Genomic DNA, 24,069 nt, shown 5'->3' with positions numbered 1-24,069 from the left:
GCCTCCGCAACCTCGCCGAGTTGATCGACAAGGCTCGAGCCGCCAATCGTCGACTACTTGACATCCAACGTGCCGGTCAGGGCTGTGCCATCGAGACTGCTCTATGGGAGCGGATCTCACAGCCCTCGCTAGAGGAGGGCAGACGAACCGGAGCGATACGCTTCGGGGATAAACGCGTCATGGCCCTGGCCGGTGCGCTCTGCGTGGCGCTAAATACCGTCATCGGCTTCACCAACAAGAGCCTTCGTGCCTCGGTGTCCCAGCTGCTTGGTGGTCCCTATAGCGCCGCGCAGATGACCTATGACCTGCGTAAGCTGCGCCTCAAAGGTCTCATTACAAGGATTCCCCATACCAACAGCTATACGCTTACGCCAGAGGGAATCCGCTTTGCCATCACCTATACCAAGCTAGGCCACCGCGTTCTGCCACCCCTTCTCGCAGCCAACCAGCAACCTGCTCCTATCGGGTTACAGCGCGCACTCAACACGATAGAGAACTATGTCGGCAACTATCTCGAACATGCAAAACTCAAAGCCGCTGCTTGAAAACTTGGCTCAAAATTAAAGACTGGGATACCAGAGGAGCCCTAGTACACAATAGCTACATGAATTGGACTCAGAGTTTAACTTGGCGATGCAGCGGTTGGCCCAAAGTCAAACGTGGATCAACGTGTGCCTAAAGACACATCACAGGTGTGACGCGACCAGCAGCGAGGTTATGGATGGCCAACAAATATAGGGTTCGGTGTCCTCCATGACGAGCCAGAACCAGAACGCTATTCCTGCGCAAATGGATCGGGAGATTCAACGGTGGACAGCCCGACTGTCCGATGTGGCTCACGGAGCATGAGACGCTCTACTTTGCTCGGGAGCTTACTGGTTCAGCTCCCATGGAGTCTCCATCAAGCTGGTTGCGCTCCATGGAAGATAATGCTCTCGCTCTCAGGATTGTGAACGACCGCAGCGTGTGCTAGTTTGTCCAGCTTGAACAGCTGCGAACTCCCTGTGTCTATCATCGGTCAGACTCCGGTACCTGATTTTGGTCGGTTAGTCCCCTGACAGACCGATTCGAGTGCTACTTTCCGCCCTGGACGGACGCTTAATTTCTTAAATCATCTTGTTTCGTTGTACAGACCATCACAGACCATCACAGACCATCGGTCATGGCAGGACGTGGGCGATGAGACTCCCTTGGCCAAGGTCACAACCAAGTTGCCTAAGGGATGCTAGCTGATCGATGGTTTCGATTCCCTGTGCGAGAACTGACAGGTTTAGTCTGTGGCTAAGGAAGACGATCGTCTCTAACACCGCGGTGTCATGTATCGATTGTGTGATGGATTGATCGACTTTGACGATGCTCGGTTGCAGAAATGCGAGATACGAGAGAGAGGAGTATCCGGCTCCGAAGTCCCGCAGGGCAGTCCTCACATCGAGGCGCTTCAGATTCTCCAATACTTCAACAGTGGTGCTGATGTCATCAAGGGCAGTCTCTTCGGTGAATTCGAGGATGAGGCGGGTTGGTGCAATTCCACTTGCAGCAAGCGCTTTATCAACCATCGTCACCAGGTTTGGGTCATGGAACTGGCGGGTTGTCAAGTTGATCATGACATAGGGTGCCTGCGACTGTGCCCCCTTGATCTCCCATGATAGCGCTTTGCTGATGGCCTCGTGGAGCGCAAAGGCACCGAGTTCTAGAACGAGGTCGCTTTGTTCAGCAAGAGGAATGAATGCATCAGGTAACATTAGCCCACGTTGTGGATGTACCCAGCGCAGCGATGCCTCAAAACCGGCGATGCTCTCTGTATCGAGATCGAGAATTGCTTGGTAGGACATGGAAAATTCATTCGAGAGAGACGCGTGTTTCAACTCCTGGATAAGCTGGAATCGGGTGGATGTTTTCTCATTCATTTCAGGCGTGAATACTACATAGGTGCCTTTCCCAAGACGTTTAGCCTCGTATAGAGCGATGTCGGCGCATTCGATGATCTTGGCGTCTTCCACCCCATTTGCACCGTAGACTGCCACCCCGATGCTTGCGTGTTGAGCGAAGTCTCTTCCATCTATGTGAAACGGCTCGTCGATTACACTGAGAAGACGATCTGCAACTTGTTCTGCCTCCATGGGAGACTTGAGTCCCTCTGCGAGGTAGATGAACTCATCACCAGCGTAACGGCATAGGGTGTCTGAGGAGCGTGTAACGCTCTCAAGCCGACGCGAGAGTTCCACAAGCATCTGGTCGCCGATGTGGTGGCCAGCGGTGTCGTTCACCACCTTGAAGTCATCGAGGTCCAGCAACAACACTGCGCTCTGGCTACCACCTAGACGCTCCGACCTCGCGTTAACCTGGGGTAGGCGATCCTCGAAGAGGGCTCTGTTGGCAAGCCCTGTAAGTGGGTCGTGGAGCGCTTGGTGGGTGAGCTGCGCGGAGCGGGCGCGCTCATCAGTGATATCCCGAAACTGTGAGATGAAGTATCGTTCATCGATGTCGGAGCCAATGATCAGACTGCGGGTCACCTGTACGTACAATATGTGTCCATCCGCATGCATATAGCGTTTTGTGACCTGAATCACATCATCTTGAGCTTTTAGTAGCTGGTTTGTCAAGTCGCGATCCGATGGATGCGTCAAACCCAAGACGCCCAGTTCGATCACCTCGGATGCGTTTCGTCCTACCATTTGGCACAACGCCGAGTTGACTTGAAGGAACCTCCCATCGATGCTGATGAGTGCTACGCCTATCGGCGATGCGTCGAACGCGGATCGGAATCGCCTCTCTGAATTGTCGAGTGCCTCTAAACTAGCTCGTCTGGCTGTAATGTCGTAAAATGAAGCGATGATATAGACCGGAACCCCGCCTCTGTCGCGAACCAGCGAGTAGAATGCGTCTACCCAAATTGAGTGGCCATCCTTGTGTAGGCAGCGTGTGGTGAAGTTGACACTCTGAACCTCACCAGCTATAAGACGATGAATTGTCTGTGCGTCGCTGACACGATGTTCTGGATCGGCAAGGTCCGTGATGTTTTGGCCAGTTATCGTTTCCTTTGTCAGTCCTACCAGCTCACAGTATGAGCGATTAACCTCGAGAATGTTACCTTCGGTATCGGTTATACATATGGCGGCAACGCTGTTCTCAAAGACAATGCTCGAACGCTGTTGACTCCTAAAGAGTTCATCGGTGGCGGCCAAGGCACGTTTGATCGCCTGTATCTCCTCAAGACGCTCACCAGTCACAAAGGCAACGATGATCATGATGGCGGTGATGCTGTATGTTCCCAATTGTTGTTCGACACTGTGTTGAAATAGCAGCATCTCCGGGATAACGAGGATCATCCCGCTCAGCGCTGCACCTAGAGATCCAATAATGCCGAAATATCTACCTCCGTAGGCAACGGGAACGAATAGGAGCACTATCCACACGAAACCGGGTAAGGGAGTTAAATGGGCATTCTGCGCGAGGTCTCCACCGAGGTCGATGAAGAAGGTCGTCACAACCATGGCTTGAATAATCCAGAAATGGGAGTCCGAAAATGCAGGGCGCACCAAGCCCGCCCAGATCTCCCGCAGGGATAGACGCGTCGCTTGTTGGGAATCTACGTCGTCGACGACAGGCACGCGAGTTAGCGACCCTCTGGGATAACCCACCTATTCACTCCTGATCTGCTGTAGGTGTACGGGATCCCACTAGCGACTTCGTCTTGATCCATCGACCCTCTCTTCGGAGTATCGACACTGAGTTGCATGGTTCATCTTCTATCTAGTGTTGTCGGCGGAATTGGGCAACTTCTTGAAGGCGCTCTGCCGTTGGTTCCATTGACCTTCATGTGAGTGGCATTGCGCTGTGGCAGGATGTGCCGGTGAGCTCACTTGGACGCCCACAAGTTAGACCTGTCATGATAGAGGATCTGGCAAGAACAGGGGGACCGCGATCGTTGGTGCTGGAGCGTGACTTCCCGGAGCAACTTCGGGCGTCCTTATCCGTCGTTATCATTACGGAGTTCGTAGCATCTGACAAGGAGATTTAGAAAATCATTTTGTTTTGCCGTCACAACAACTGGAGTGAAGAAGGAAATGCTACTCGGCAGCGAGGAGTCGCTCGCAATCTTTGGCAGGGAGTGGCCGCGCGAATAGGTATCCTTGCCCGTAGCGGCAGCCAATTCCACGCAGCGCATCGGCCTGCTCTTGGCGCTCGATGCCTTCCGCAATCACCCCCATCTTCATCGATGTCGCCAAATGGCAGATCTCCTCGACAAGCAGCATCGAGCGTGTCGAGTGGGGCAATTCTGAGGTGAACGAGATATCGAGTTTCAAATGGTCGAAGGGAAATCGACGGACGTAAGAAAGTGACGAGAAGGCGGTACCGAAATCGTCGAGTGCCAGCGTCACCCCGAGACTCTTAAATTGGGTGAATAAGTCCAACGTGTGCGCGTTGTCTCCAAGCAGTATCAATTCAGTTACTTCCAAGACAAGATCGGCGGGATCAATGTTGGAGTCTTTAACAATCTCGGAGATTGAATGGACAATAGCCGGATCCAAAAAGTCACTCGCCGATAGGTTGACGTGCATCGAAATGTTGGGAGTTCGCGGGAAGTGTTGCTGCCAATCCCCAAGTTGGGGTATCGCTTGTTCCCGGACCCATCTATCGATCTCCACGATGAAACCGATCTCCTCCATGAATGGTAGGAACGCCTCGGGGCCGAGCAGCCCCCGTTCGGGGTGTCGCCAGCGAATCAGCGCTTCGAATCCGGTGATTCGGCCACTCTCGAGCGCTACAATGGGCTGATAATACGGCACTAGCTGATCAAAGGTCGGAAGTAACTCCAACTCGTGGATGGTGACTGGTAGACCTGCAGCTACGCGCAACACTGCGTCGCGCAATTCCTGGATAGCTCGGGTTTTCGTAACCCATGCAGAACTGCCCGCCCTCATCGACGCAAGAAGTGCACCAGGGCGCTCCGAGCCGCAGAGAGTGACGATCTTGACCTCAGGACAGACCTCATGCAGTATCTTGATCGCATCGGGGGCGTCCATGTCCGGCAGACTGTAATCAATTATTACGACGTCTGGGAACTCGTGCCGAGTGAGTTCAATTCCCTGCAAAGCGTTCAGCGCTGTGCCGACGACTACAATCTGGGGATCGTCGCGGAGCAAGCGAACCACACTTTGGAGAATCATTTCGTGGTCGTCTATAACGACTACCCTGATCACCGGCACTTCACTCGGCATGATCGAGCACCTTGCGCACGTGTTCTAGCAGTGTCACCTGATTAAACGGCTTTTCCACCAATTCGAACTCCGTTTCAAGAACAGCTCCTGCTTCAAGAACGGGTTGGGCGTAGCCAGAAATAAAGAGTACTTTGATATCCGGTCGGAGCTGTCTCACTTTGTTGGCGACGGTTGGACCTTGCATAATCGGCATGATCACGTCGGTGAGGAGGAGATCGATGTCTCTTGGGTATGAGGCGGCGATTTCAATCGCCTCGGCGCTACTGGATGCGGTTATGACGGTGTAGCCATTGCGTGTCAGTATTCGCCGGGTCACTTCGCGCAGCGCATCTTCGTCATCGACCACAAGGACTGTCTCTGTTCCGATTCGTGGATTGAGGCCATCTATGATCTCGCCGAGATTTTCAACTGCAACATTTTGTTCGGCAGCAGGTAGAAAGACGGTTATTGTCGTCCCGATTCCCTCGTCGGAATCTATCCTCGTATGTCCACCGGACTGGAAAACGATTCCATAGACGGTCGCAAGACCAAGTCCCGAGCCCTCACCTCTCGGCTTGGTGGTAAAGAAGGGCTCGCAAGCACGATCGCGGACCTCTGCCGACATGCCTACACGAATGTCGTTAACACGACAACACACAAAAGACCCCATTGAGATGCCTGATTCCGAACTCTCTTCGAGCGTGACCTCCCTCATCGATGTATCGATCGACAGCTTGCCACCATTCGGCATTGCGTCGCGAGCATTGATGGCGAGATTGAGAATAATCTGTTCAATTTGACCGGGATCGGCCATTATCATCGGTAAGTTGTCTGTGAGGGTGGTGACCAGTTTTACCAGCTCACCGATTGTCCGACGCAGAATCTGCTCCATGCGGACGATTGCACTGTTGAGGCTCAATGCGCGAGGCTGGACCACCTCCCGACGAGCGAACGATAGCAGTTGATGTGTCAGGAGACTGGCACGCTCTGCAGCCAATTGGATCTGCCTAACGTCTTTGAGAGGTTCATCCCACTTCGAGTCAGTCGATGTCATAGCAACGGCAGACAACTCATCGGCAACGAACGATGTGTAGTTCATAATTACAGCTAACAGATTGTTGAAGTCGTGAGCGACGCCTCCGGCGAGTTGACCCAAGCTCTCCATTCGTTGAGATTGGTGAAGCTGCACCTCCAATCGCTCCCGGTCGGTTTCAGCTTCGAGTCGTACTCGTTCAGATTCCCTCTTTTCGCGTTCAGATTCGGCCTCTACTTCGATGCGCTGGCTGATGTCGAGAATCGTCGCTGAGATCAGAAGTCCAGTCTCGGTTGATAATGTCGATACCGAGACTGCCACCGAGAACTCGCTGCCATCTTGTCGTCGACCTACCATCTCTAAACCGGCCGCTGAAGACAGAAAACGCGTATCCCCAATGCAAATGAGCGGCTGGACGGGCGTTCCAATGAGTTCCTCACTGCGATAGCCGAATAGTCGTTCGGCCTCAGCGTTCACGAGTACGATTAGGCCAGCGTTATCAATTACGATCATCGCAATCGGCGCTGCATGGAGAAGCCTAACCACCGTACCATCGGTGAGTTGGGTCACACACCCCCTTGAGCTACTGCTGGTTAGTGTACTTGACTCCTTGGATTTTCGTGGGGAGTGTAGTCAGTCTTTGGCCGTGATCAGGATGAGTTTGGGATGGCCCGGAGTGCTCCGCTGGAGTGGAAATAGTGACACCTGGCCCAGAGGGGCATCTTGGAAGAAGATGCATGCCCATTTGACATTCATGCGGATCAACTTGCCCTTTCATATGAGAAAGGTAACTTCGAGCGAAGTGGTCGACAACTTAGGGTTACCAGAGCAAGACCAATGTCGAACAAGTGGGCCCGCAGGAATGTGTTGTGATGGAACGGAACTTGGTGTTCAGTCCATCTTGGGTCGCAAGGTGGCGGCCGCGATCGAGATCAGCAAGCGACACCCAGGGTTCGATTTGAGTGAAAGTGGGGCCAAGAAACTCAAGAATACTGGGGCCAAATAGGCGGGATAGCTTCATACCTTGGCAATGAGGGTAGCGACAGACTCCCATGGCTATGGGAGCCAGACCCTGGCTGGCTTACCAAAAGCGAGATCTCTGGTGGGGTCACGTTTGGAGAGCCTGGTTGCAGTCCGCATCGGACCTATCGATATCTGCTGGAGCCGCTGCGGCCACTCTTGCTTGTCGCTGATGGGAAGGAGACGCAAGGGGAGAGGATTTTAGAGCTATGGACAGCCATGAGTGGGGAATTGGTGAGACGGCTTTATCCGGGGCGCGAAGCGGCCCACCCTCTGGATTTCTGAGTAGCTGGTACCAGCTTGAAGGGCGCGTTTCCCGGTCCTTCGATATCCATTCTGGACGTTGATCTCGCATTTCAGGTGAATACGATACAGTTCACGACTCCACAGTTGTCAAAGGTGGGACAATTGCGCTTCCCATGCGACGCGCATGTCGACCGCTTTCTTTGCGATTCTTCCAGTGCTTGGGCATTGGAGAGCAGGTGGCTGCGACGGTTCGGGGTAGGCCGAAGTATTTGGTCGGTACCATGGGTCGATGAGAACAGAACGTAATCCAAGCCCTTCAAACAACTTAGCGTATGAGGCCACCGCCTTTCTCGAAGCTTTGGGGGACACGGCACCTGACGCCTTAACCATGTGTTCGCTGTGGCGGGCCCACGAGGTTGCGGCCCATCTCGCAGCCGGAGCGCTGGAGATCGCGCTCAATCTCGAGGCCTACGGCGAGGGTCGACCCATCCCGGTGACGACGGGCTTCGACGAGCGAGAGATGCCCTTTCGTGCAATGGATGATCCGAGACTGCGTGTTGAACTTCAAAGTAACATCGGGCGAGTAGGGAAGGCTCTTGATGCTGTGTTGAGCCTGGATCCAAACGCGGTGGTCCCATGGACCGGACGCCAGATGGTAGTCGCGACCTTTGTCACCCATTTGCGTAGCGAATTTGCGCTTCATCGTTTCGACCTGGTGGGTGAGGACTCGACGAGTACATCACTCCTCTGCCAGCCGGAACTCACTGACCATGCTGTCGATGTACTCGGACGTGCACTACTCGCCCGGGGTGCCGGTTCCGCGCCCGCGGACTTCCGCGCCGTACTGGCGGCACCGGGAGCGAGTCAGGTCACCATAGTTGTCGATGAGGGAGGGCCGCGCCTCGAACGAAACGATACTCCCTTGGAGCCGGAGGTCACTGGGGATCCAGCGGCTCGCCTGCTACTGCTCTGGGGCCGCCACCCTGCTGATCCTCGGCGTCTTGAAGCTCCTGGTGGTGCCGACACGCTGGGTGTCTTGCGATCACTCCTTGCTGGATACTGACGTCGTCTACTCAAATGAACACGGGTCAGCTTCGAGAAGTAAGCTTAGTGCCAGGTGTCTGGGGTAATCCCGAACTCGGCTTCGAGGCCATCGCGACCAGTAGCCGTTACCTTCACGATCCTGCGGTCACCTCGCACCAGCCAACCAAGCTCGAGAAGGCGGGTGAGGATGTTTGCTCCGAGCGCACCGGCGAGGTGCGCTCGTTGTTCGCTCCAGTCCAAACAGTAGCGAGTGAGTGCCCGACGGCTAGTTCGATCAAGCGCCACGCCCAATGTTTCAAGGCGAGCTTTACCGACGGGGGTCAGGACGTAGCTTTTTGCGCGCCCAAGCCCAAGGATCGGATCCGATTTGGCGTCTGGGGTGGAATCAACCAAAAGTAGTTCGGAGTCCACGAGCGCATCCAGGAGAGCGACACCAAGACGACCAGCTAGGTGATCGTAACAGGTACGCGCTCGTCGGATCGCCTCAGCATGGGTCCCTTGACGCAGGGAACGGATCGGCTGTGCGGGTGCCAGCCGGGCGAGCGCCTCAAGCGCATCTGCAACCTCGGGACGGGTAATGCGAAAGTACCGGTTGCGCCCCGAGGTCTCCACGCTTACTAGATCGCCGTCGACGAGACGCGAGAGGTGTGTCGATAGCGTGGAGGCCGCTACGCCGGCTTCAGCCGCGAGAGTACTGGCCGCTAGCGCTCTACCGTCAAGGAGGGCCATCAGTACTTTGGCTCTCGCAGGTTCGCCCATCAGTGCTCCAATCGTTGCGATGTTGGCGTCCCCGATGCGTACCCTATCGTTCTCCATTTCCACCATGTTAGCTCCAATATTGTTCGGGATTAGATGAGGGGTATCGCCATAAGACTGTTGAGATGGCCGCACATGCAAGCGCTAATGAGGGAGATGATGAGTTTGTCGATGTGGGCCATGGCTTAACGCGGCGGGATTCGCAATGCCAGCCCTGGTCATCCGTACTTACTAGTTCATGGTGATTCTTGATACCATGGTGGTCAAGTCGTGCAACCGGCGATCTCACGGAGCCCGTCTACACTGCAGAGCCAGTTCATGCGGATCGTTGATATCTTCAACCTAGTCTTTGCAACGCCGCTGTTCAGGGCCGACCTCTCCATGAATCGACGCGATCGAAGAACGGTGGTATTGGTTACCAATTAGGGTACATGTTGGCGGTCATGCGAAATGTAAACGGATAATTGATTGCGTGAAAACGGACACCAGAATTGAGCACACAGAGATGCCTCGAAAGGCGACCGGTTCAAAGTGAGGTACGTGCATATCGTTGAGACGCGTTGGCGAGGGCATCGGGTTCGCCAACGGGGACTCAAGAAGGCACCAGAGCGCTCATCATGTCCAACGATGAACAACAAACGGGTTTGGAGTCCCTTTGAACCCAACGTTAACCCAGGTGAGTTAGCTGACTGAATTCTGTCGCTGGCTCCGTTGGCGCCCTGGGTTATTCCCACTGGTCTTCTCTGGTACTTTTGGTCATCAAAGAGAGGCAGAGATGCCTGTGGTTGCAAAAGCGGGGGTGCGGATCGTCATTGACGACGATGTCGTGATAACCGTTGTGGAGTGGAAGCGCGGTTCGGTGAGAATTGGGATCGAAGCCCCCCACCGGTGGTGACTGTAGCGTGGCTTGATGATCAACCTTTGGAGATTGGGTGATGCCGAGACACGGGGTTTTGAGCGTGAATAGCCAACGGTCCGGAAGTTGCGAGGCTCTATCTTGGGAGCCGAGTACGAGCCCACGTTTTTCTCTGTGTCTTGGCAGCTCACCTGCTGCATCTGGCCAAGGAAAGGCTAGCCGAGTTGACGTTTAAAGATGAGGACCCTCCGCTACCGGTCTCCCCGGTCGCCAAGAAGGTCGTCTCAGCCTCAGCCAAGGCTAAGGCCGCCGAGAAAGTAAACACCAATGGTGATGCGGTCATGAGCTTTCGCTCGCTGTTGATAGAACTCGACACCCTTACTCGCAGTACCTGTCGGGTAACTGGAGCCGAGGCGACCTTCCAAAAGACCTCTACTCCAACCCCAACCCAACGACGAGCCTTTGAACTGATTGGAGCCAAAATACCCGTGTGACAGTAATATTACCCCTTCGATGAACCAAAACCCCAGGTAGGAGTAGGGATGTGTTGGGGTAGTGGGGTAAGTTCAGGCTAAAAGCCGAAGGCGAGAGTACCGGATGCGATGCACTGAGGCGAACTGTGGCTTGGTAGTGATGAAGGGGCCGTCCAGCCGTAATGGCCCCAGAGCAAAGGCCGTGGGCGAATGGGCAGTTATATGGACTAGCCAATTCAGCAACGAAGATAAGCCAACACATCGCAGCTGCGAGTCCGGATCCGGATGATTCGAGAGGTTCACGTCCGGTTTGATGAGAGAGGCGAGCTCCCCTCCCGCCCCTACTTCTTGAATGTTTTGAATCCATAGAAGAGGCGAGGACCTTTTTTACAAAGGTCCTCACCTGGTACCAGTACGAGCACCATTCAGGTACTGCGCTCATGGCCCCAGCTGATGTTCACGAGGGATACGCGGAGTTGATTACCGAAAAACGAGCTGAGGTTCTCAAAGGTGCCCACGACCAACACCGGAGAACGCGTTGTGAACAAGGTCGGACAGTTCCACCCACGCTCAACACCGAGGTCTGGATCGACCGACTGAGCGAGGAGGAGATGTGAGAGAGTCCTTAGCTGGCCGGAGGTTAACGTTTTGGATATTAAACCGATGAGCACCTGGTACATGCTTTGCAGAGAGCTTCGAAGTTGAGCCTCACCGCATGACTATTGTTAGATCCCTATACTGTGTGCTCGTTAATCGAGTTAGGCTGGCGATCGTTCGGCGGTCGTATGTGCCATGTACGTGCGATAACCCCCGTTCAGATTGCGTGCCTTGTAACCGAGTCCATGAAGTAATGTTGTAGCTACGTGTCCGCGCTGACCTACCGCGCAGTAAACGACGAAGGGACCATCATTTAGAGTGTTGAGCGCCTCACGTAGTCCGTCGACGGGAGCCAGAACACTGCCAGGAATAGATCCCAATCGGTGTTCTTCGGGAGTTCTTACATCTAGGAGAGTCCATCCGTCCTCCAGCAATTCCGGTAACTCACCAGGTTCGACGACCTCGCATTCGCCGAAGCGAATGTTCTCAGCCATATACCCAAGCATGTTAATGGGATCTTTAGCCGAGGAGAACGGAGGTGCATAGGCAAGTTCGAGATCGGCCAGCGCCTCAACTGGAATACCTGCTGACATCGCCGTTGCCAGGATATCGATGCGTTTATCGACGCCCGCACCCCCAACTACTTGTGCACCCAGAATCAGGCCATCATTTGGGTCGAAGAGAAGCTTGAGAGACATCGATTCTGCCCCCGGATAATAGCCTGCGTGATTCATTGGGTGCGCACGAACAACCCGATAGGGTCGCCCAATGGCGCGTAATCGGCGTTCATTCCAACCCGTTGTGGCAGCGACACAGTTGAAAACCCGTACGATGGCGGTGCCGATTGATGGGGAGGTTCGAGAAGGCAAGCCACAGATGTGGTCTGCTACTCGACGCCCCTGACGATTGGCGACGTTCGCGAGTGGGACCAGAGAGGTTGTGTCTCCGATGAAATCGGGCTTCTCGACCACATCCCCAACGGCATAGATGTCAGGATCGCTTGTTTTATTCGCCTCATCGACCGCTATGCCTCCGTGGGGGCCGAGTGCGAGATTGGCAGAACGTGCAAGCGTGGTGTCGGGCCTGACTCCAACGGAAGCTACGACGAGCTCGCCTTCTATCATGCGACCGTCAGTCAGGATGACACCCCATTCGTGCACTTCTGTCACCGAAGCTCCTGTGACTACGGATATGCCATTCCGAACGAGCTCCTCTTCGACCAGAATCGCAAGCTCTGGATCGAGTGCAGGGAGTACCTGGACCCCGGCCTCAACCACCGTGACCACCATCTGACGACGAGCCAAGTTCTCGGCGGCCTCCAAACCGACAAAACCGGCACCCACAACGACAGCTGTACGTGGTATTCGAGCGATATCGTTGACGATAAGTGCCGCGTCCTCGACCGAACGCAGTACTCTCATGCGCTCAGACCCAGGAATATCGGGACGAAGTGGCATTGCGCCTGGGCTGAGTACGAGTTTGTCATACTCGAGAACTTCAACTGTACCGCCGGTAGTCGGACGTATGTGTACCTGGTGGCGCTCGCGGTCGATCTCAGTGACCTCCGTATTGACGCGTACGTCTAAGCGAAAGCGCGCATGAAGGCGTTCTGGCGTCTGTAGAAGCAGATCCTCTTCGTCCTTGATGATCGAACCTACGAAGTAGGGGAGTCCACAGTTTGCATACGATACGTGCCCAGAGCGTTCTATTACGGTTATTATGGCCCGTGCGTCAAGGCGCCTCAACCTCGTGGCTGCCGACATTCCACCAGCTACACCACCTATCACGATGATATGTCGACGTGTTTCAACAAGAGACGAAGCCGCGTGGTCTGATTCATGCATACCCCCCAGTGTATCGGGTAAGGGGCAGTTATCCCGTAAGACCCATCGATCCAGCACTGGGATGGCCGCAGGAGAGAGTAGGGGATTGGGATTGTTCCTGACTGTTTGTGCCGGGTATTGTCGGTGCATCCCGCGCATCACCCGCTTTCTGACGCTGTTCTCTCGCTGGCAGCAATTCCGCCTGGCACCTACAGCGCCTTGACCAACAGTCCGGACTGTCATATAAGTACCGGGGACTTGCTCCGCAGTTAACCTCATAACGGTACATCAAGGAACAACAAACAAAACCGTCATAACATGTGCATGCAATACATTGATATGTAGACGCAGCCAGCTTTGCTATCGCTAACAACGGGCGAGGGCGGTGGGTTATGAATCAAGGCACTTTCCCTGCAGGGATCTGCGTGCGTAGATGTCGCGGTCACCGTCTAGGTAAGGAATTAATGTCGAATTGTTAGATCTCCTGTCGTAGATTCCGCCAATTCATATGTTGCTGGTCGAATTTCTATATTCAATACCCACCCTATTGTCATGCATGGGATGGATTGGTTGAGTTTCAAGAGTGCGGATGCGAGGTAGGAAGATTGAGGTTGAACGTAACTCCAATCATTCGAATGGCGAAGCACAGCAACGCCGCTGTAACTGCGAGATATCCGTCATAGAAATGAAAATCGAGGGCCAGTGCTGTCAGGGCTGCGCCACAAGCGGCTGGCACTGCGTAGAGTCCGCTAGAGAGTACGGTTGGCACTCTCCTGATGACCACGTCACGGATAGTGCCACCTCCGACTGCGGTGATCGTGCCAAGCACCGCGGATTGGAAGGGACCCAGATGCGCGACGAAGGCAACAGTGGTGCCGGTGACACAAAACAAGGCAAGGCCCGCAGCGTCGAATACGGTCATTAAGCGCCGGACACGAACCCGGACCCACAGCCTACGGGCAACAAACGCGATTACGCCTGCCCCTCCTGCAACCGTCAAGTAGCGCCAGTCTCGCAGTGCTGATGGGGGTAAAAATCCAATGAGCACGTCGCGGACTATCCCACCGCCTAACGCGGTAAGAACTGCGAGTACGACAACACCCACTAGATCCAGGTTTTCGGCCTCCATGGCTGTCAGGGCTCCGTTGAGCCCGAAAACGAACGTTCCAGAGAGTTCGAGGACGATCTGCAAGGTTCTGTCGGTGTCTAACACGGCAACAGATCATAGTGGTTCGCTGGACGCGAGGAGATTATGAGGTCGGTGCCGGGTCATAGGGTGGTGTTGTGGGGCCAATTAGGTCGATTGCCTTCAAGGATTACCTTGGCTGGCTGACCTCTTAATTTTCACATACCAGCTTTGATGGGCATGAGAGGGGAGTACGTCGCGAGGTATCGCAGATCTCGCATCTTGGTGGGGTCACCCCTCCAGATGGACGTGTGAGTTGACCAACCGACTCGCATGTGTGAAGCTAAGGAGTTGGGGTGTGCCAACATCCGATCGTCATGACACGCGCCGTTGCCCCATCGGTTTGGGGGAAGAAGGACGAATGCGGACCACAGACCTTGATCGCCGGGATGGACCGAAGCGCGGACCAGATAGTATTACGTGGCCATATCGACAGCTCGCCTCGTGTATAGCCACCACGTCTTCGACCTCCTCTGTCGAGGTCCATATCCCGATCGTCTGGGTTGGTGAACCCGGGCAAAAGTACCAGTAGCAAATCGCTAGGTCATCAATAGTGGACAACGCCCCATCTCCGTCCTAGCCGAGCGCGACTATACCTGGTTCATTCTAATGCATAGTCGCCGTTGAAAGTACTATCCGGATTCTCGGCGAAAGGACGCTGTCGCATGTGAGCTACAGTGGGTCGCTCTCTGCGGCCTTGATCGAATTAATTGGTCAATGCGGTGGCCTGGAACTGACAACGGCGCTTTACCGATAGATTTAGTAATGTAGGTAGCGTAGAAGGCAGGCGATGTTAGCGGCCATGCAATATTGCATAGACGCGGCCAAATAACTGCACGGTGGCGGACACCAAAACTGCATGGGAATTGTTAGACCTCGAAGTCTGGGCAGCCAGGTAGGCCTTTCTGTCGCCTTGGCGAGGATTGGCGAGGGCGAACCCGCGCAAGATCTCGATGATCTCGGCATCGACATTTAAGCGGGGTTTTGATACCTGGATCTGGGTTGGACGACCCCTTTGGTGCGGCTTCACGGATTATGGCCGCACAGGCTGTGACCTCATAGGCAGCTAATACTTGACCGTCTAGAACGGCCCATGTTCGTGATGCACCTGATGCTTGATTCGCTCGAGCGCGAGTCTTGATCCAGTCATCGAGCGGCTCAGATCCATACCGGAAGTGGTCGACCTTATGCGCCCCCACTAGGAGTATGGGGCTCAACAGTTCCAAGTGTAACTACCGCTCAAGCACTGACGAAGATATGAGCAACTTCACCATCGCGGCATTAGACGTCACTGGTTCAGAGAGCGCGGTTTCAACGTACTGCCATTCATTGTCAGCTGCGATGAATGATCGGAGATTCGTTAGATCAGATTGGGCTCCACCAGCTGCATTACCAAGGACAGACTCGTTGGTCGACTCGCCGCGAAGCTCAGCAGCGCGGCGCAAAACGGTGTCCTGCTCGGGGGTTAGCCGTATACTCAATGGCTCAGTTTTTGTTGCCATGCGCCAGTTGCACACGGATTGGCGTACAAAAACATCCCAGACAGAGTTCGTCATTTAAGGCTCAGCCGCTTACGACTTGTCGTCTCCTGATTGAGAGTCCCTGGATGCGCAAGAACCCACGGGTGATTTACCAGACGCTGTCGGATTCCTTAGACAGCCTCAAGTGGAACATTATTCCCATCGGTCCATTCGGTTTGTTGCCTGTACGACGAGCGAGTCTGATTGGGCCCGTGGCTTCGGTCGTTGAAAATATTGATGCCGTACAGATGTTGATCGACGCTCTCATTGATTGCTTTAGGCGTGTTGGACGCGATTGAAGCTGATGATGACCTAGTGGCTGCGGTGTCTTGGTAAGCCGCATCAGCGAGCACGTCGAGTGCGATCGATTGACGTATGCGATCAACCACCCCACACACAGGTGTCTTCATCGACCCAGCTGGGATACTCCTCATGGTCAAGAAAACGAACAGCGTAGAGCTCCGCTAGTCTCTCGTAGAGACCACCCTGGTCTTGGGCCATCTGGTACAAGAGGGCGACCTGGGCGGAGTCTGCGATCTGTCGTAGATGGTGTTTGGAGTACCACTGAGCTTCGCGAGAAGCTAGGTGTTCGAGCTCGTCGAATGAGTGCTCCATCACATGCTGGGCTCGACGAGCAGCAGGGGTGTCGACACCCTCCAGCAGAGGCACCATCTCTGCGAGAAAGTCGTGGTGAGCTCGCTGTTTTGTAATGGTCTCCAAGAAGTCCAACGCCTGAATGTTGCTAGGACCCTCCCAGATGGGAGTGATCAAGGCTTCACGGTGCCAGCGCGCAATCCCGTACTCCTCCAAGAAGCCCAAACCGCCGAATAGCTCCATCCCCATCGCAGTCATCGCAGCAGCATGTTCCGCCGTCCGATTCTTGGCGAGGTGAGTAATAAGACGCGCCAGATGATACCGGGCGCTATAAGGCGGTCGATCCAGCCACGCCTCGTCAAACTTTTTGACGCCATAGAATGCCAGCGCCAACCCGGCTGCAGAACGCACTGCCATGTCTGTCAGGTCGCGTCGAATGAGCGGGTGATCTTGTAGTATCTGTCCAAAACTGTGGCGACGCACTACCCGCTCCAATACCTCTAAATGTACCTTCTTGCCGGTCGCCATGGCCACCACCGCATTGGCGAGCCGCGAGACGGTGAGATTCTCCAGGGTGTAATAGATGCCTTCCTCGGCATCGCCGAGGAGATACGCCTCGCTATGGTTGAGTTCAACCTCACCAGAGGGAACTGCACGAGTTGCACTCTTATCCTTAAGTCGGCGAACATGAAAGTTGAGGTTGCCTTCGCGGTTGAGTCGGGGCAACAGAAATAGAGCTAGACCCTTCGGACCCGCTGGCTTTCCGGCTGGCCGCGCAGTGGTGATGGCAAAGTCAGCCAGACCTGCCCCGCTAGCGAAGTACTTATCGCCGGTCAGACGCCAGATCTCGCCATCGCGATCAGCAGTGGTCTCGTTGGCGCCAAGATCGCTACCGCCCTGTGACTCCGTCATCCAGGTGGCGCCAAAGGCCTCACCACTCAAAAGGTCTTCCTTGATAGCGTCGACGCCCTCGACGCCTCGTTTGGCATACTTGTGCAGTGCATATACCGTCTGCCCGGTGATGGTCAAAACGCACCCGAGCCCCGGATCTCCCAACAGGTAGAGCAAAGCATAATGATACGGCCAACCTTGGCCTTCGTAGGGAGCCCTGTTGATCCACGCAGTCTCTTTGAGTATTCGAAGCTCAGTTGGACTTAATCGGACGCGGTCTACGCGGTTACCGTCAATATCATGGGCAACCAACACTGGACGCGCATCATGGTCGATGTGGTAGACGGCTTCGTAGACCTCACCTCCCGCAAACGCGCCGAACTCCTGGAGCTGACTCCACTGTTTGGGCTTGTGCTCCGGCCAAAAATGTCTTAGAACCGCTAAGAGCTCGGCATCTTCATCAAAATGGTTATGTCCATAGGCATACGAGATGTTTCTCATCGTTACTCCTCTCTTGAAGTGATCATCGCCAATCGGTGCTTCATCCGCGTACTCAGTTCTTGAAGTTCAGCAAGAATCTCCTGTAGCTCCTCAATCTGGGCTTCAATTTGCTGAGACTTTGCCTCACCGCGCTCGATCACCTCATGCAGTTGAGTTGCCTCGGTGGGGTCGGCGTCATAGAGATCCAGCATCTCTTGAATCTCGGGGAGACTAAACCCCAAGCGTCGACCGCGAAGGATGAGCCGTATGCGCACGCGGTCGCGCGCAGAGTACAGACGCTGATTGCCTACGCGCCGAGGCGTCAAGAGACCTACCTCTTCGTAGTGGCGCAAGGTTCGTGCGGTAATATCGAACTCAGAGGTTAACTCAGTGATCTCCCAGGACTCATTTGCAGAAGCCTCTTCCTCCACTGCCTTGTCTCCTTGCATAGAACACGTTACAAGTAACTATAGCCATGACTTCCGTTGACGTAAACGGAAATCCACGAAGATGGTTATCTTTTGTGAGGACCTCTTTATTGCGATGCCCTAGATGTTTAGCGGTGTAACAACAACTATCTCACGTGGCGGAGGTCGGCCTCCTGCAAGGATAGGACATACTCTGACCAGATCTCGGTTACGCAGGATAAAGAACGAGATCACATCGACTACAGTTTTGACTCGGGGGAGCTGGCACTGCCTCGCGCCACTCTGAGAATCAAACAAAACTTCGGGCGAGGTCAATCGTCCGAATCCACTGTTTTGCGAGCTGGAATATACGCCGTGGCATGCCAATCGCCGGCCGCAGTTGCTGATAGGCCCGAGCTGTTACTAGCCTATTGGTTCAAGCCTCCCACCGTCCCTAGTTGGAGTTTCGCTGTGATATGGGAGTTCGCAATGTTTGCCAATGTTCCCCCGTTGTTCATCCGCACTCTTGGAGGAAGAGGGAATAACAATGGGCCTGCGGTTAGCAGATGGAACTCAGGGGGCGAAGGCACATGGGGTCGAGAAGCGTACTGGGTTTAGTAGTAGTTGATCGTTACCTCCCCTCATCTCAACTACATCACGGCTGCACCACCAGGTTGGCCGGAGCCAAGCTCGCTAAAAGGCTTACCTGTGATACCTGCCACGTTGAGGTAGATCGCGATGAGAATGCTTCGCTAAATATCCGTGACTGGTCGGTTATCAGTCCTGGGCTAGTTGAGTCCACTGCCCTGTTCGTTCTCGGGCCATTTGGTACAGGCGGCAGTTCAGATGATGGGATGACTCATCACCTGGAGATAGAGCATGTAAGACCGGTAGCAATACTGGCCGTGCTTGGCGAGGCAAGAACGACTCTCGGGCGAGTGAGCATGAAGTCCGAGACGAGAACTTTTTAAAAGGTGCATCATGATGAGTGGGCTCACTATTGATCACTCGGATGCAACCGTCTCTGGTGAACGCAATTCCAATTCACTCAGAATCCAAGAAAGAGGTCGGGTGTCGGACCAAGGTGCGGACCGGGCACCGCGCCAACCTCCAGTGGCGATACTTCGAGCCGTAGGCTGATCCATGCCGATATTCGTAGAATCCCAAGGTCATTCGCCTATTCCGTCTGGTTGAGCTGGTAACGAGGGGCTACGATGAAATCATGCCGACTGACTCCGCCCGCCGACGTTGGAGGCAACTCTTGCCAGTTGGGAACTCCGGTACTCCGAGTGGACTCGCGGTTGCCTTGCGGTTGGCGCTGGGGTCCGCAGTTGCGATTGGTCTGGCTCGGTTCGCCTATGCTTTGTTGCTACCCTCGATGCGTGCTGATCTGCACTGGTCCTTCGCTACTGCGGGTGCGATGAACACCGCAAACGCCCTTGGCTACCTTTTCGGGGCACTCCTCACGGCGCTAGCTGCGCGCCGTTATGGGACGCGTCGGGTCTTCGTGATCGGTCTCGGGGTCACAGTGCTGGCACTTTTCGCCACGGGCAGCACGGGCAGCACTGTGATGCTGGTTGCTTTGCGCGCTATCGCCGGGGCATCGGGCGCAGTCACCTTCATCGCTGGTGCCGGACTCGTCGCAGCGTCCGCCTCGACGATCTCTCCCCATCGGGCAGCCAGGCTGCTCGGCATCTACTTTGCTGGGGGCGGGGCAGCGATCATCGCGTCTGGACTTGGGATCCCGTACCTTCTCGCCGCCACGAGCGTTGCTGACGGCTGGCGATGGGGTTGGGTCCTACTTGCGGGTCTCGGGGCTGTGGCCTTCGCTGTCGCGACCCCTGTAGCTCTGGCTAGTACTGAGCCACCGACGCCACCTGTAGCTGATAGACGCTGGCCAGCTCGGCGACTCGGGCCAGCTCTCCTCTCCTACGGGCTGTTCGGGGCAGGCTACATAGCCTATATGACCTTTATCGTAGCCTTCTTGAAGGCTCACGGAACGGGCCCCGGGGGGATCACCGTCTTTTGGGTTGTGCTCGGCGCGGCCTCGATCGCCGGTGCCTTTCTCTGGGCGCGACCGATCGCCAGGCTGCATGGGGGGCGTGGACCCGCCACGGTACTGGTGGTGCTTGGCGCCGGAGCATTGCTGCCGCTCTTGTCTCGGTCACCCGAGGCCGTCATGGGATCGGCGCTGCTGTTCGGAGGGTCGTTCCTGTCGGTGGTCACCGCATTCACAGCAGTCGCCCGGCGATCACTTCAACCGCACTACTGGACCCCGGCGATCGCCGGACTGACGGTGGCCTTTGCTGTTGGTCAGTGCCTTGGCCCCGTGCTCGCCGGTGTGCTCTCCGACGGGCCCTCCGGCTTGAGCGTCGGGCTTTCCCTGTCGGTGGTTGTGCTCGGCGCAGGTGCAGTGGTCGCCCTTACCCAGCGCCACCACGAGACGACTAGCCACTCCGTCGATGTTCCGACAGACCCACCGACGGTGGTTTAAGGAGAGCGGTGTAGATCATCCCGGCGACACTTTCCTTGTCAAAAGTATGCTTTGGTTATTCGATGAACTTCAAAAGCGCCGAACGCGAAGCCCTTCCACAGTGGCGATGAAGAGCTCGGGCGACTCGGTGCAAGCCTATTCCCGTTAACCTACTGCGCCTCGGGAACCGCGGGTGCCAAGACCAGGGTGGAGAAGGTAGTCAGAAGGGTATCGACTGACCGGTCACCTCTCTGTGGGGGATTCTCACCTGCACCTTTGGCAGGGATCTCATCGACTCGATACTGATCGGAATAGATGGAGTACAACAGTGCATACCTTCACGCATGCTCGTGTAGGCGATTCATGTCGGCACTCCTGCGCCAGCAAGCCCCTGCGATCACAGGTCTCAAGGAGTCGGATGCGAGGCGTACGTCCAGGTTTTGCCTCCGTTGGTGGTCCGCAGCAAACCCCCCGACAACGCCCATCCATCCTCTCCGTTGACAAAGTCAACGTTGCTGACACCGTGTATGTTGCTCCATTTAGCACCCCCATCTGTAGTGAGGAGAAAGCCAGTCTGGCTTTGGTCCGGAGTCCAAGCCACTTGGGAGCCTGCGAAGCCTATCTGATCATATTGTCCACTGTTTTGAGAGTGAACGATGTCGGTTAGGGTTTTGGCCATAGTCAGATGAGCTAGTCCGGCGAGATACAGCCCAGCCACTGCAGGGTCCGAGGCAGGGAGCCACGGTAGCCACGGTGACTTGAGGTGCACTTGGAACCAGGTTTTGCCGCCGTTGGTGGTGGCCCAGTGCTGTGTCTGGTTGAAAGCTACACCATCCTGAGTGCCTGTAAACGTGAGGGAAACCCCATACCCATTCGGATTCTTTAACAATGTCCAAGACGCGCCCCCGTCATTGGTTTCGTAGATCCAGCTTTTATTGGGGGAAGGACTGTTGTACACTAAAAATCCGTGCTGTTCGGTGAGAAAAACTAATTGCGCGGTAACGAAGCCGTTGGCAGCAGTAGGCACGTGACCAATCTCGCTCCAGGTATGGCCACCATTGTCGGATTTTAGGAGGGCACCAGCATCGCCAGGTACACCGACTCCGTAGCCCACTTGGGCATTGACGAATGACACGCTATTGACTGGATGAGGATGCGCCATTGGGTAGACCTCCTTCCAGGTACTCCCTCCGTCGAGGGTCTGAAGAAGAGTGAAAATGTCCGCCCCGGAGCTATCGAGCAGCCACCCTTCGCTCGGAGAGACAAAGGACATGCTGATAGATGCGCCCCCATTTTGAATGGTGGGGAAGTTATTCCAACTGGCCCCGGCGTTTTGAGTCGAACTAACTGATGTCGTTCCGAAACCACATGCCCTGCACTCACCCGCTAGCACGGCACTACTCGATCCTCCCACGACGGCCATAGGACCAGGTGAGGAACCTGGTCCCGGAGGCACCTTTCCCGGATTGCCAGGGGCGGGGCCCGCACCAGCGGTGCTAGTTGCAAGTACTGGACTCCAGTTCGTTCCATTGGTTGTTCGGAACACCGAGTAAGACGCTTGGTTCATCCCACTACCGCCGACTACCAGTGCCCAGCATATCTGTGCTGAGGCCGCATGAAGAGAGACGAACGGCTTTAGTGATGTTGATTCGGCATTAGTTGTTGGAATCTGCGTCACGAGGCTCCAAGTCTGGCCTGAATTCACTGTCCGAAAGATGTCACCGTTGGCAGTGCTCATCCAACCTACACTCGCAGCACCAAAGGAGATTGATGCCGGTGGACTTGATGTTGGAACTTGGATCCAGTGGGCGCCTCCATCTATTGTGCGCCACAGTACCCAGGCTGGGAATGCTGCGTATCCAGCTGGGCTCCCTTGATGACCGGTTATGGCAAATCCTATCGAAGAGGTAGCAAAGTCGACCTGTTGAACAGTGTGTGGAAGTGTCGAGGCTGACCAGTTCGATCCACTGTTGTGACTAACCAGGATGCTGTGGTTACCCCAGGCAGCTACGGTTGCCGTCGTGGTCCTTGCAACTGACAGCCCCGTAAGGTTCACGCTCGCATGCGCCGCTGTAGTGAAGATCTGTCCGCCGTCAGCTGTCTTTAAGATGATGCCGTTGCCGGCCATATATCCGGTGGTGGATGAGACAAAACGAACAGCCTGAAGCCCCTTACCATATGGCTGTCCGTGAATGCTCGCGACTACGGACTGGATGATCGGTTGCGACGGGGTCGATGAACTCTTTGGCGCCACAGCCGCAGGCTGGTTGCTCTTTGTCTGAGTCTTCGTTGAATGGCTTGTCTGAGTCTTCGTTGATTGGTTACATCCCGAAAGGATGATGGCTGCCACTATCAAACCTGAGACTAATGGTCTTGACTTGGTCACTTTTCGTTACATCTCCTCACATCTTTGTCTACGTATCGGTAGGTTTCAGAGTGTCTGCCAAGGCCAAGCCTAGGTGTGTCGAATCGAGAACGGCACGTTCCCGAACGAGTGGCACGCGTTATGGCAGGAAGCGATGCTGCTTCGTTTGCTGAGAAGTCTGGCCAACCCTTGCTCACACCATTTACCGCGCAACCAGCCGAGTAGGGAGGTGGCCGCTATCACCATTCGGACCCGGTGTTTTTGGAGTTCCTGCGGATTATCGCGCCGTCTAACCGATAGGATTCGTGCACGGGTCAAGGTTCCACTATCGAAGCCGTAGTCGAAGTGTTCGTTGAAGATCAACGACATCATGTCTGAGTCTACACGATCCAGAACTACGAAAATATCATAAGCCTCCTCCGCCACTCGCTTCGACCCGGACAATACCTCGCATGCGTTCCAAGCATTCGCAGCACGAGCAGATCTTGGCGGTCGCCATGTCTATGAATACCGTCAGACTGTTGCGGGATGCTCGTGACTGCATGCGCACTACCTGAGATTTCCGGAGCACATGGTCATAGCTCGACCGGGATCACCGATCAGGTCTACGCCGATCTCGGACACGATGCTCTCCGGGGTGCAGTCGATCGACTGGCTGGCGTGCCGGATCCGAGTCTCGGCCCAGACCAGTATCGGTAACGTGGAGGCTAGGTGCCTTTGCGCTACTCATCTTAGTCAATAGCTGCCGATCAATAGGATTCAATAGATTCTGAAGTTTCGTATTCTGTTGGCGGATGATCGATCATGTTCAACAGAAGATGGTCTTTTTGTTATGTCGATTTGTTGTAATGCCCAGTTATGAGATCAACAGTACGACACTATTACGTGTGGGTGAGTGGGAGAATCCCAGAGAACACAACCAAACGAGAGCGCGTGGCGTTTCTCCTGGAGGCGAAGCTGGACGCATCGGCTATCCCAGACGCGAAGCCATCGTCGGACTGGTTTGTGTGACGATGGCTTACCGGGCAAGTCATCGAGAGGTGGAGGCAAGCTTATGTTTGCTCCCGCGGGTGTTAACTCCATCTAAGCGGTGACAGCGGTTAC

General features: G+C 55.1%; 18 protein-coding genes and 2 pseudogenes. 9 read left to right on the top strand and 11 right to left on the bottom strand.

Annotated features, from left to right (window positions below; all coding sequences use genetic code 11):
- A pseudogene (locus FEAC_RS15645) lies at positions 1 to 545 on the top strand (hypothetical protein); the annotation flags it as partial.
- 615 nt (positions 546 to 1,160) lie between these two features.
- Here the strand turns inward: FEAC_RS15645 and FEAC_RS11405 are convergent.
- From FEAC_RS11405 to FEAC_RS11390, 3 genes are all read right to left on the bottom strand, one after another.
- Entirely contained in the window at positions 1,161 to 3,641 is a 2,481-nt protein-coding gene (locus tag FEAC_RS11405) for a sensor domain-containing protein (RefSeq protein ID WP_035390844.1), read from the bottom strand.
- A 429-nt stretch (positions 3,642 to 4,070) separates the two neighbouring features.
- Positions 4,071 to 5,222 (bottom strand): EAL domain-containing protein, encoded by a 1,152-nt coding sequence (locus tag FEAC_RS11395; RefSeq protein WP_052566290.1) that lies wholly within the window; start codon positions 5,220 to 5,222, stop codon positions 4,071 to 4,073.
- Complete coding sequence (locus FEAC_RS11390) at positions 5,212 to 6,804, bottom strand: response regulator (RefSeq protein ID WP_035390847.1); 1,593 nt, start codon at positions 6,802 to 6,804, stop codon at positions 5,212 to 5,214. The genes FEAC_RS11395 and FEAC_RS11390 overlap by 11 nt, the downstream gene beginning before the upstream one ends.
- Before the next feature lie 985 nt (positions 6,805 to 7,789).
- Between FEAC_RS11390 and FEAC_RS11380 the strand changes: the two genes are divergently transcribed.
- Positions 7,790 to 8,563: a maleylpyruvate isomerase N-terminal domain-containing protein gene (locus FEAC_RS11380; protein ID WP_035390851.1), complete on the top strand. Its 774-nt coding sequence runs from the start codon at positions 7,790 to 7,792 to the stop codon at positions 8,561 to 8,563.
- Positions 8,564 to 8,607: 44 nt separating this feature from the next.
- On the opposite strand, the gene FEAC_RS11375 is transcribed toward FEAC_RS11380, so the two are convergent.
- Positions 8,608 to 9,369 (bottom strand): ArsR/SmtB family transcription factor, encoded by a 762-nt coding sequence (locus tag FEAC_RS11375; RefSeq protein WP_052566289.1) that lies wholly within the window; start codon positions 9,367 to 9,369, stop codon positions 8,608 to 8,610.
- 706 nt (positions 9,370 to 10,075) lie between these two features.
- On the opposite strand from FEAC_RS11375, the gene FEAC_RS16465 reads away from it, so the two are divergent.
- Both FEAC_RS16465 and FEAC_RS11370 read left to right on the top strand, forming a co-directional pair.
- Positions 10,076 to 10,195, top strand: coding sequence for a carbon storage regulator (locus FEAC_RS16465; protein ID WP_081901200.1), 120 nt, complete (start codon positions 10,076 to 10,078; stop codon positions 10,193 to 10,195).
- Positions 10,196 to 10,287: 92 nt separating this feature from the next.
- Positions 10,288 to 10,650, top strand: a pseudogene (locus FEAC_RS11370) (IS1634 family transposase); the annotation flags it as partial.
- Positions 10,651 to 11,054: 404 nt separating this feature from the next.
- On the opposite strand, the gene FEAC_RS15305 reads toward FEAC_RS11370, so the two are convergent.
- The 3 genes from FEAC_RS15305 to FEAC_RS11360 all read right to left on the bottom strand — a co-directional run bounded on the left by FEAC_RS15305 (position 11,055) and on the right by FEAC_RS11360 (position 14,262).
- On the bottom strand, positions 11,055 to 11,300 hold the full coding sequence (locus FEAC_RS15305) for a hypothetical protein (RefSeq protein ID WP_152623215.1): 246 nt from the start codon (positions 11,298 to 11,300) through the stop codon (positions 11,055 to 11,057).
- Between the two features lie 87 nt (positions 11,301 to 11,387).
- Complete coding sequence (locus FEAC_RS11365; RefSeq protein WP_052566288.1) at positions 11,388 to 13,070, bottom strand: FAD-dependent oxidoreductase; 1,683 nt, start codon at positions 13,068 to 13,070, stop codon at positions 11,388 to 11,390.
- Between the two features lie 556 nt (positions 13,071 to 13,626).
- Positions 13,627 to 14,262: a trimeric intracellular cation channel family protein gene (locus FEAC_RS11360; RefSeq protein WP_201773902.1), complete on the bottom strand. Its 636-nt coding sequence runs from the start codon at positions 14,260 to 14,262 to the stop codon at positions 13,627 to 13,629.
- A 334-nt stretch (positions 14,263 to 14,596) separates the two neighbouring features.
- On the opposite strand from FEAC_RS11360, the gene FEAC_RS15640 reads away from it, so the two are divergent.
- A complete protein-coding gene (locus FEAC_RS15640) occupies positions 14,597 to 14,767 on the top strand; it encodes a hypothetical protein (RefSeq protein ID WP_156099303.1) in 171 nt (56 codons plus the stop codon).
- 700 nt (positions 14,768 to 15,467) lie between these two features.
- On the opposite strand, the gene FEAC_RS11345 is transcribed toward FEAC_RS15640, so the two are convergent.
- Positions 15,468 to 15,737, bottom strand: coding sequence for a type II toxin-antitoxin system TacA family antitoxin (locus tag FEAC_RS11345; protein ID WP_081901202.1), 270 nt, complete (start codon positions 15,735 to 15,737; stop codon positions 15,468 to 15,470).
- Between the two features lie 104 nt (positions 15,738 to 15,841).
- On the opposite strand from FEAC_RS11345, the gene FEAC_RS15300 reads away from it, so the two are divergent.
- Positions 15,842 to 16,054 (top strand): hypothetical protein, encoded by a 213-nt coding sequence (locus FEAC_RS15300; protein WP_152623214.1) that lies wholly within the window; start codon positions 15,842 to 15,844, stop codon positions 16,052 to 16,054.
- 82 nt (positions 16,055 to 16,136) lie between these two features.
- On the opposite strand, the gene FEAC_RS11335 is transcribed toward FEAC_RS15300, so the two are convergent.
- Together FEAC_RS11335 and FEAC_RS11330 are read right to left on the bottom strand one after the other, a co-directional pair.
- Positions 16,137 to 17,741 carry an acyl-CoA dehydrogenase family protein gene (locus tag FEAC_RS11335; protein ID WP_035390862.1) on the bottom strand — a complete coding sequence of 535 codons (1,605 nt, stop codon included), beginning with the start codon at positions 17,739 to 17,741 and terminating at the stop codon, positions 16,137 to 16,139.
- Between the two features lie 2 nt (positions 17,742 to 17,743).
- Complete coding sequence (locus FEAC_RS11330; RefSeq protein WP_035390864.1) at positions 17,744 to 18,151, bottom strand: MerR family DNA-binding protein; 408 nt, start codon at positions 18,149 to 18,151, stop codon at positions 17,744 to 17,746.
- Between the two features lie 566 nt (positions 18,152 to 18,717).
- Between FEAC_RS11330 and FEAC_RS11325 the strand changes: the two genes are divergently transcribed.
- Both FEAC_RS11325 and FEAC_RS11320 read left to right on the top strand, forming a co-directional pair.
- On the top strand, positions 18,718 to 19,098 hold the full coding sequence (locus FEAC_RS11325; RefSeq protein WP_035390866.1) for a zinc ribbon domain-containing protein: 381 nt from the start codon (positions 18,718 to 18,720) through the stop codon (positions 19,096 to 19,098).
- A 251-nt stretch (positions 19,099 to 19,349) separates the two neighbouring features.
- Positions 19,350 to 20,621 carry a YbfB/YjiJ family MFS transporter gene (locus tag FEAC_RS11320; protein ID WP_081901201.1) on the top strand — a complete coding sequence of 424 codons (1,272 nt, stop codon included), beginning with the start codon at positions 19,350 to 19,352 and terminating at the stop codon, positions 20,619 to 20,621.
- A 385-nt stretch (positions 20,622 to 21,006) separates the two neighbouring features.
- On the opposite strand, the gene FEAC_RS11315 is transcribed toward FEAC_RS11320, so the two are convergent.
- Positions 21,007 to 22,986 (bottom strand): WD40/YVTN/BNR-like repeat-containing protein, encoded by a 1,980-nt coding sequence (locus tag FEAC_RS11315; protein ID WP_052566285.1) that lies wholly within the window; start codon positions 22,984 to 22,986, stop codon positions 21,007 to 21,009.
- Positions 22,987 to 23,493: 507 nt separating this feature from the next.
- Here FEAC_RS11315 and FEAC_RS15635 point away from each other — a divergent pair.
- Positions 23,494 to 23,664 (top strand): hypothetical protein, encoded by a 171-nt coding sequence (locus FEAC_RS15635; RefSeq protein WP_156099306.1) that lies wholly within the window; start codon positions 23,494 to 23,496, stop codon positions 23,662 to 23,664.
- Positions 23,665 to 24,069: the final 405 nt, after the last annotated feature.

Origin of the sequence: Ferrimicrobium acidiphilum DSM 19497 (assembly GCF_000949255.1) — a bacterium.
In the GTDB taxonomy this organism is placed as follows: domain Bacteria; phylum Actinomycetota; class Acidimicrobiia; order Acidimicrobiales; family Acidimicrobiaceae; genus Ferrimicrobium; species Ferrimicrobium acidiphilum.
This window is presented reverse-complemented; position numbering and strand designations above follow the sequence as displayed.

Coding starts and splice junctions, on each gene's coding strand:
- FEAC_RS11395 (WP_052566290.1), bottom strand. CDS start 5,222: ATGCCGAGTGAAGTGCCGGTGATCAGGGTAGTCGTTATAGACGACCAC.
- FEAC_RS11380 (WP_035390851.1), top strand. CDS start 7,790: ATGAGAACAGAACGTAATCCAAGCCCTTCAAACAACTTAGCGTATGAG.
- FEAC_RS11375 (WP_052566289.1), bottom strand. CDS start 9,369: ATGGTGGAAATGGAGAACGATAGGGTACGCATCGGGGACGCCAACATC.
- FEAC_RS16465 (WP_081901200.1), top strand. CDS start 10,076: ATGCCTGTGGTTGCAAAAGCGGGGGTGCGGATCGTCATTGACGACGAT.
- FEAC_RS11365 (WP_052566288.1), bottom strand. CDS start 13,070: ATGCATGAATCAGACCACGCGGCTTCGTCTCTTGTTGAAACACGTCGA.
- FEAC_RS15640 (WP_156099303.1), top strand. CDS start 14,597: ATGCGGACCACAGACCTTGATCGCCGGGATGGACCGAAGCGCGGACCA.
- FEAC_RS11345 (WP_081901202.1), bottom strand. CDS start 15,737: ATGGCAACAAAAACTGAGCCATTGAGTATACGGCTAACCCCCGAGCAG.
- FEAC_RS15300 (WP_152623214.1), top strand. CDS start 15,842: ATGCGCAAGAACCCACGGGTGATTTACCAGACGCTGTCGGATTCCTTA.
- FEAC_RS11335 (WP_035390862.1), bottom strand. CDS start 17,741: ATGAGAAACATCTCGTATGCCTATGGACATAACCATTTTGATGAAGAT.
- FEAC_RS11325 (WP_035390866.1), top strand. CDS start 18,718: ATGGGGTCGAGAAGCGTACTGGGTTTAGTAGTAGTTGATCGTTACCTC.
- FEAC_RS11320 (WP_081901201.1), top strand. CDS start 19,350: ATGCCGACTGACTCCGCCCGCCGACGTTGGAGGCAACTCTTGCCAGTT.
- FEAC_RS15635 (WP_156099306.1), top strand. CDS start 23,494: ATGCTCGTGACTGCATGCGCACTACCTGAGATTTCCGGAGCACATGGT.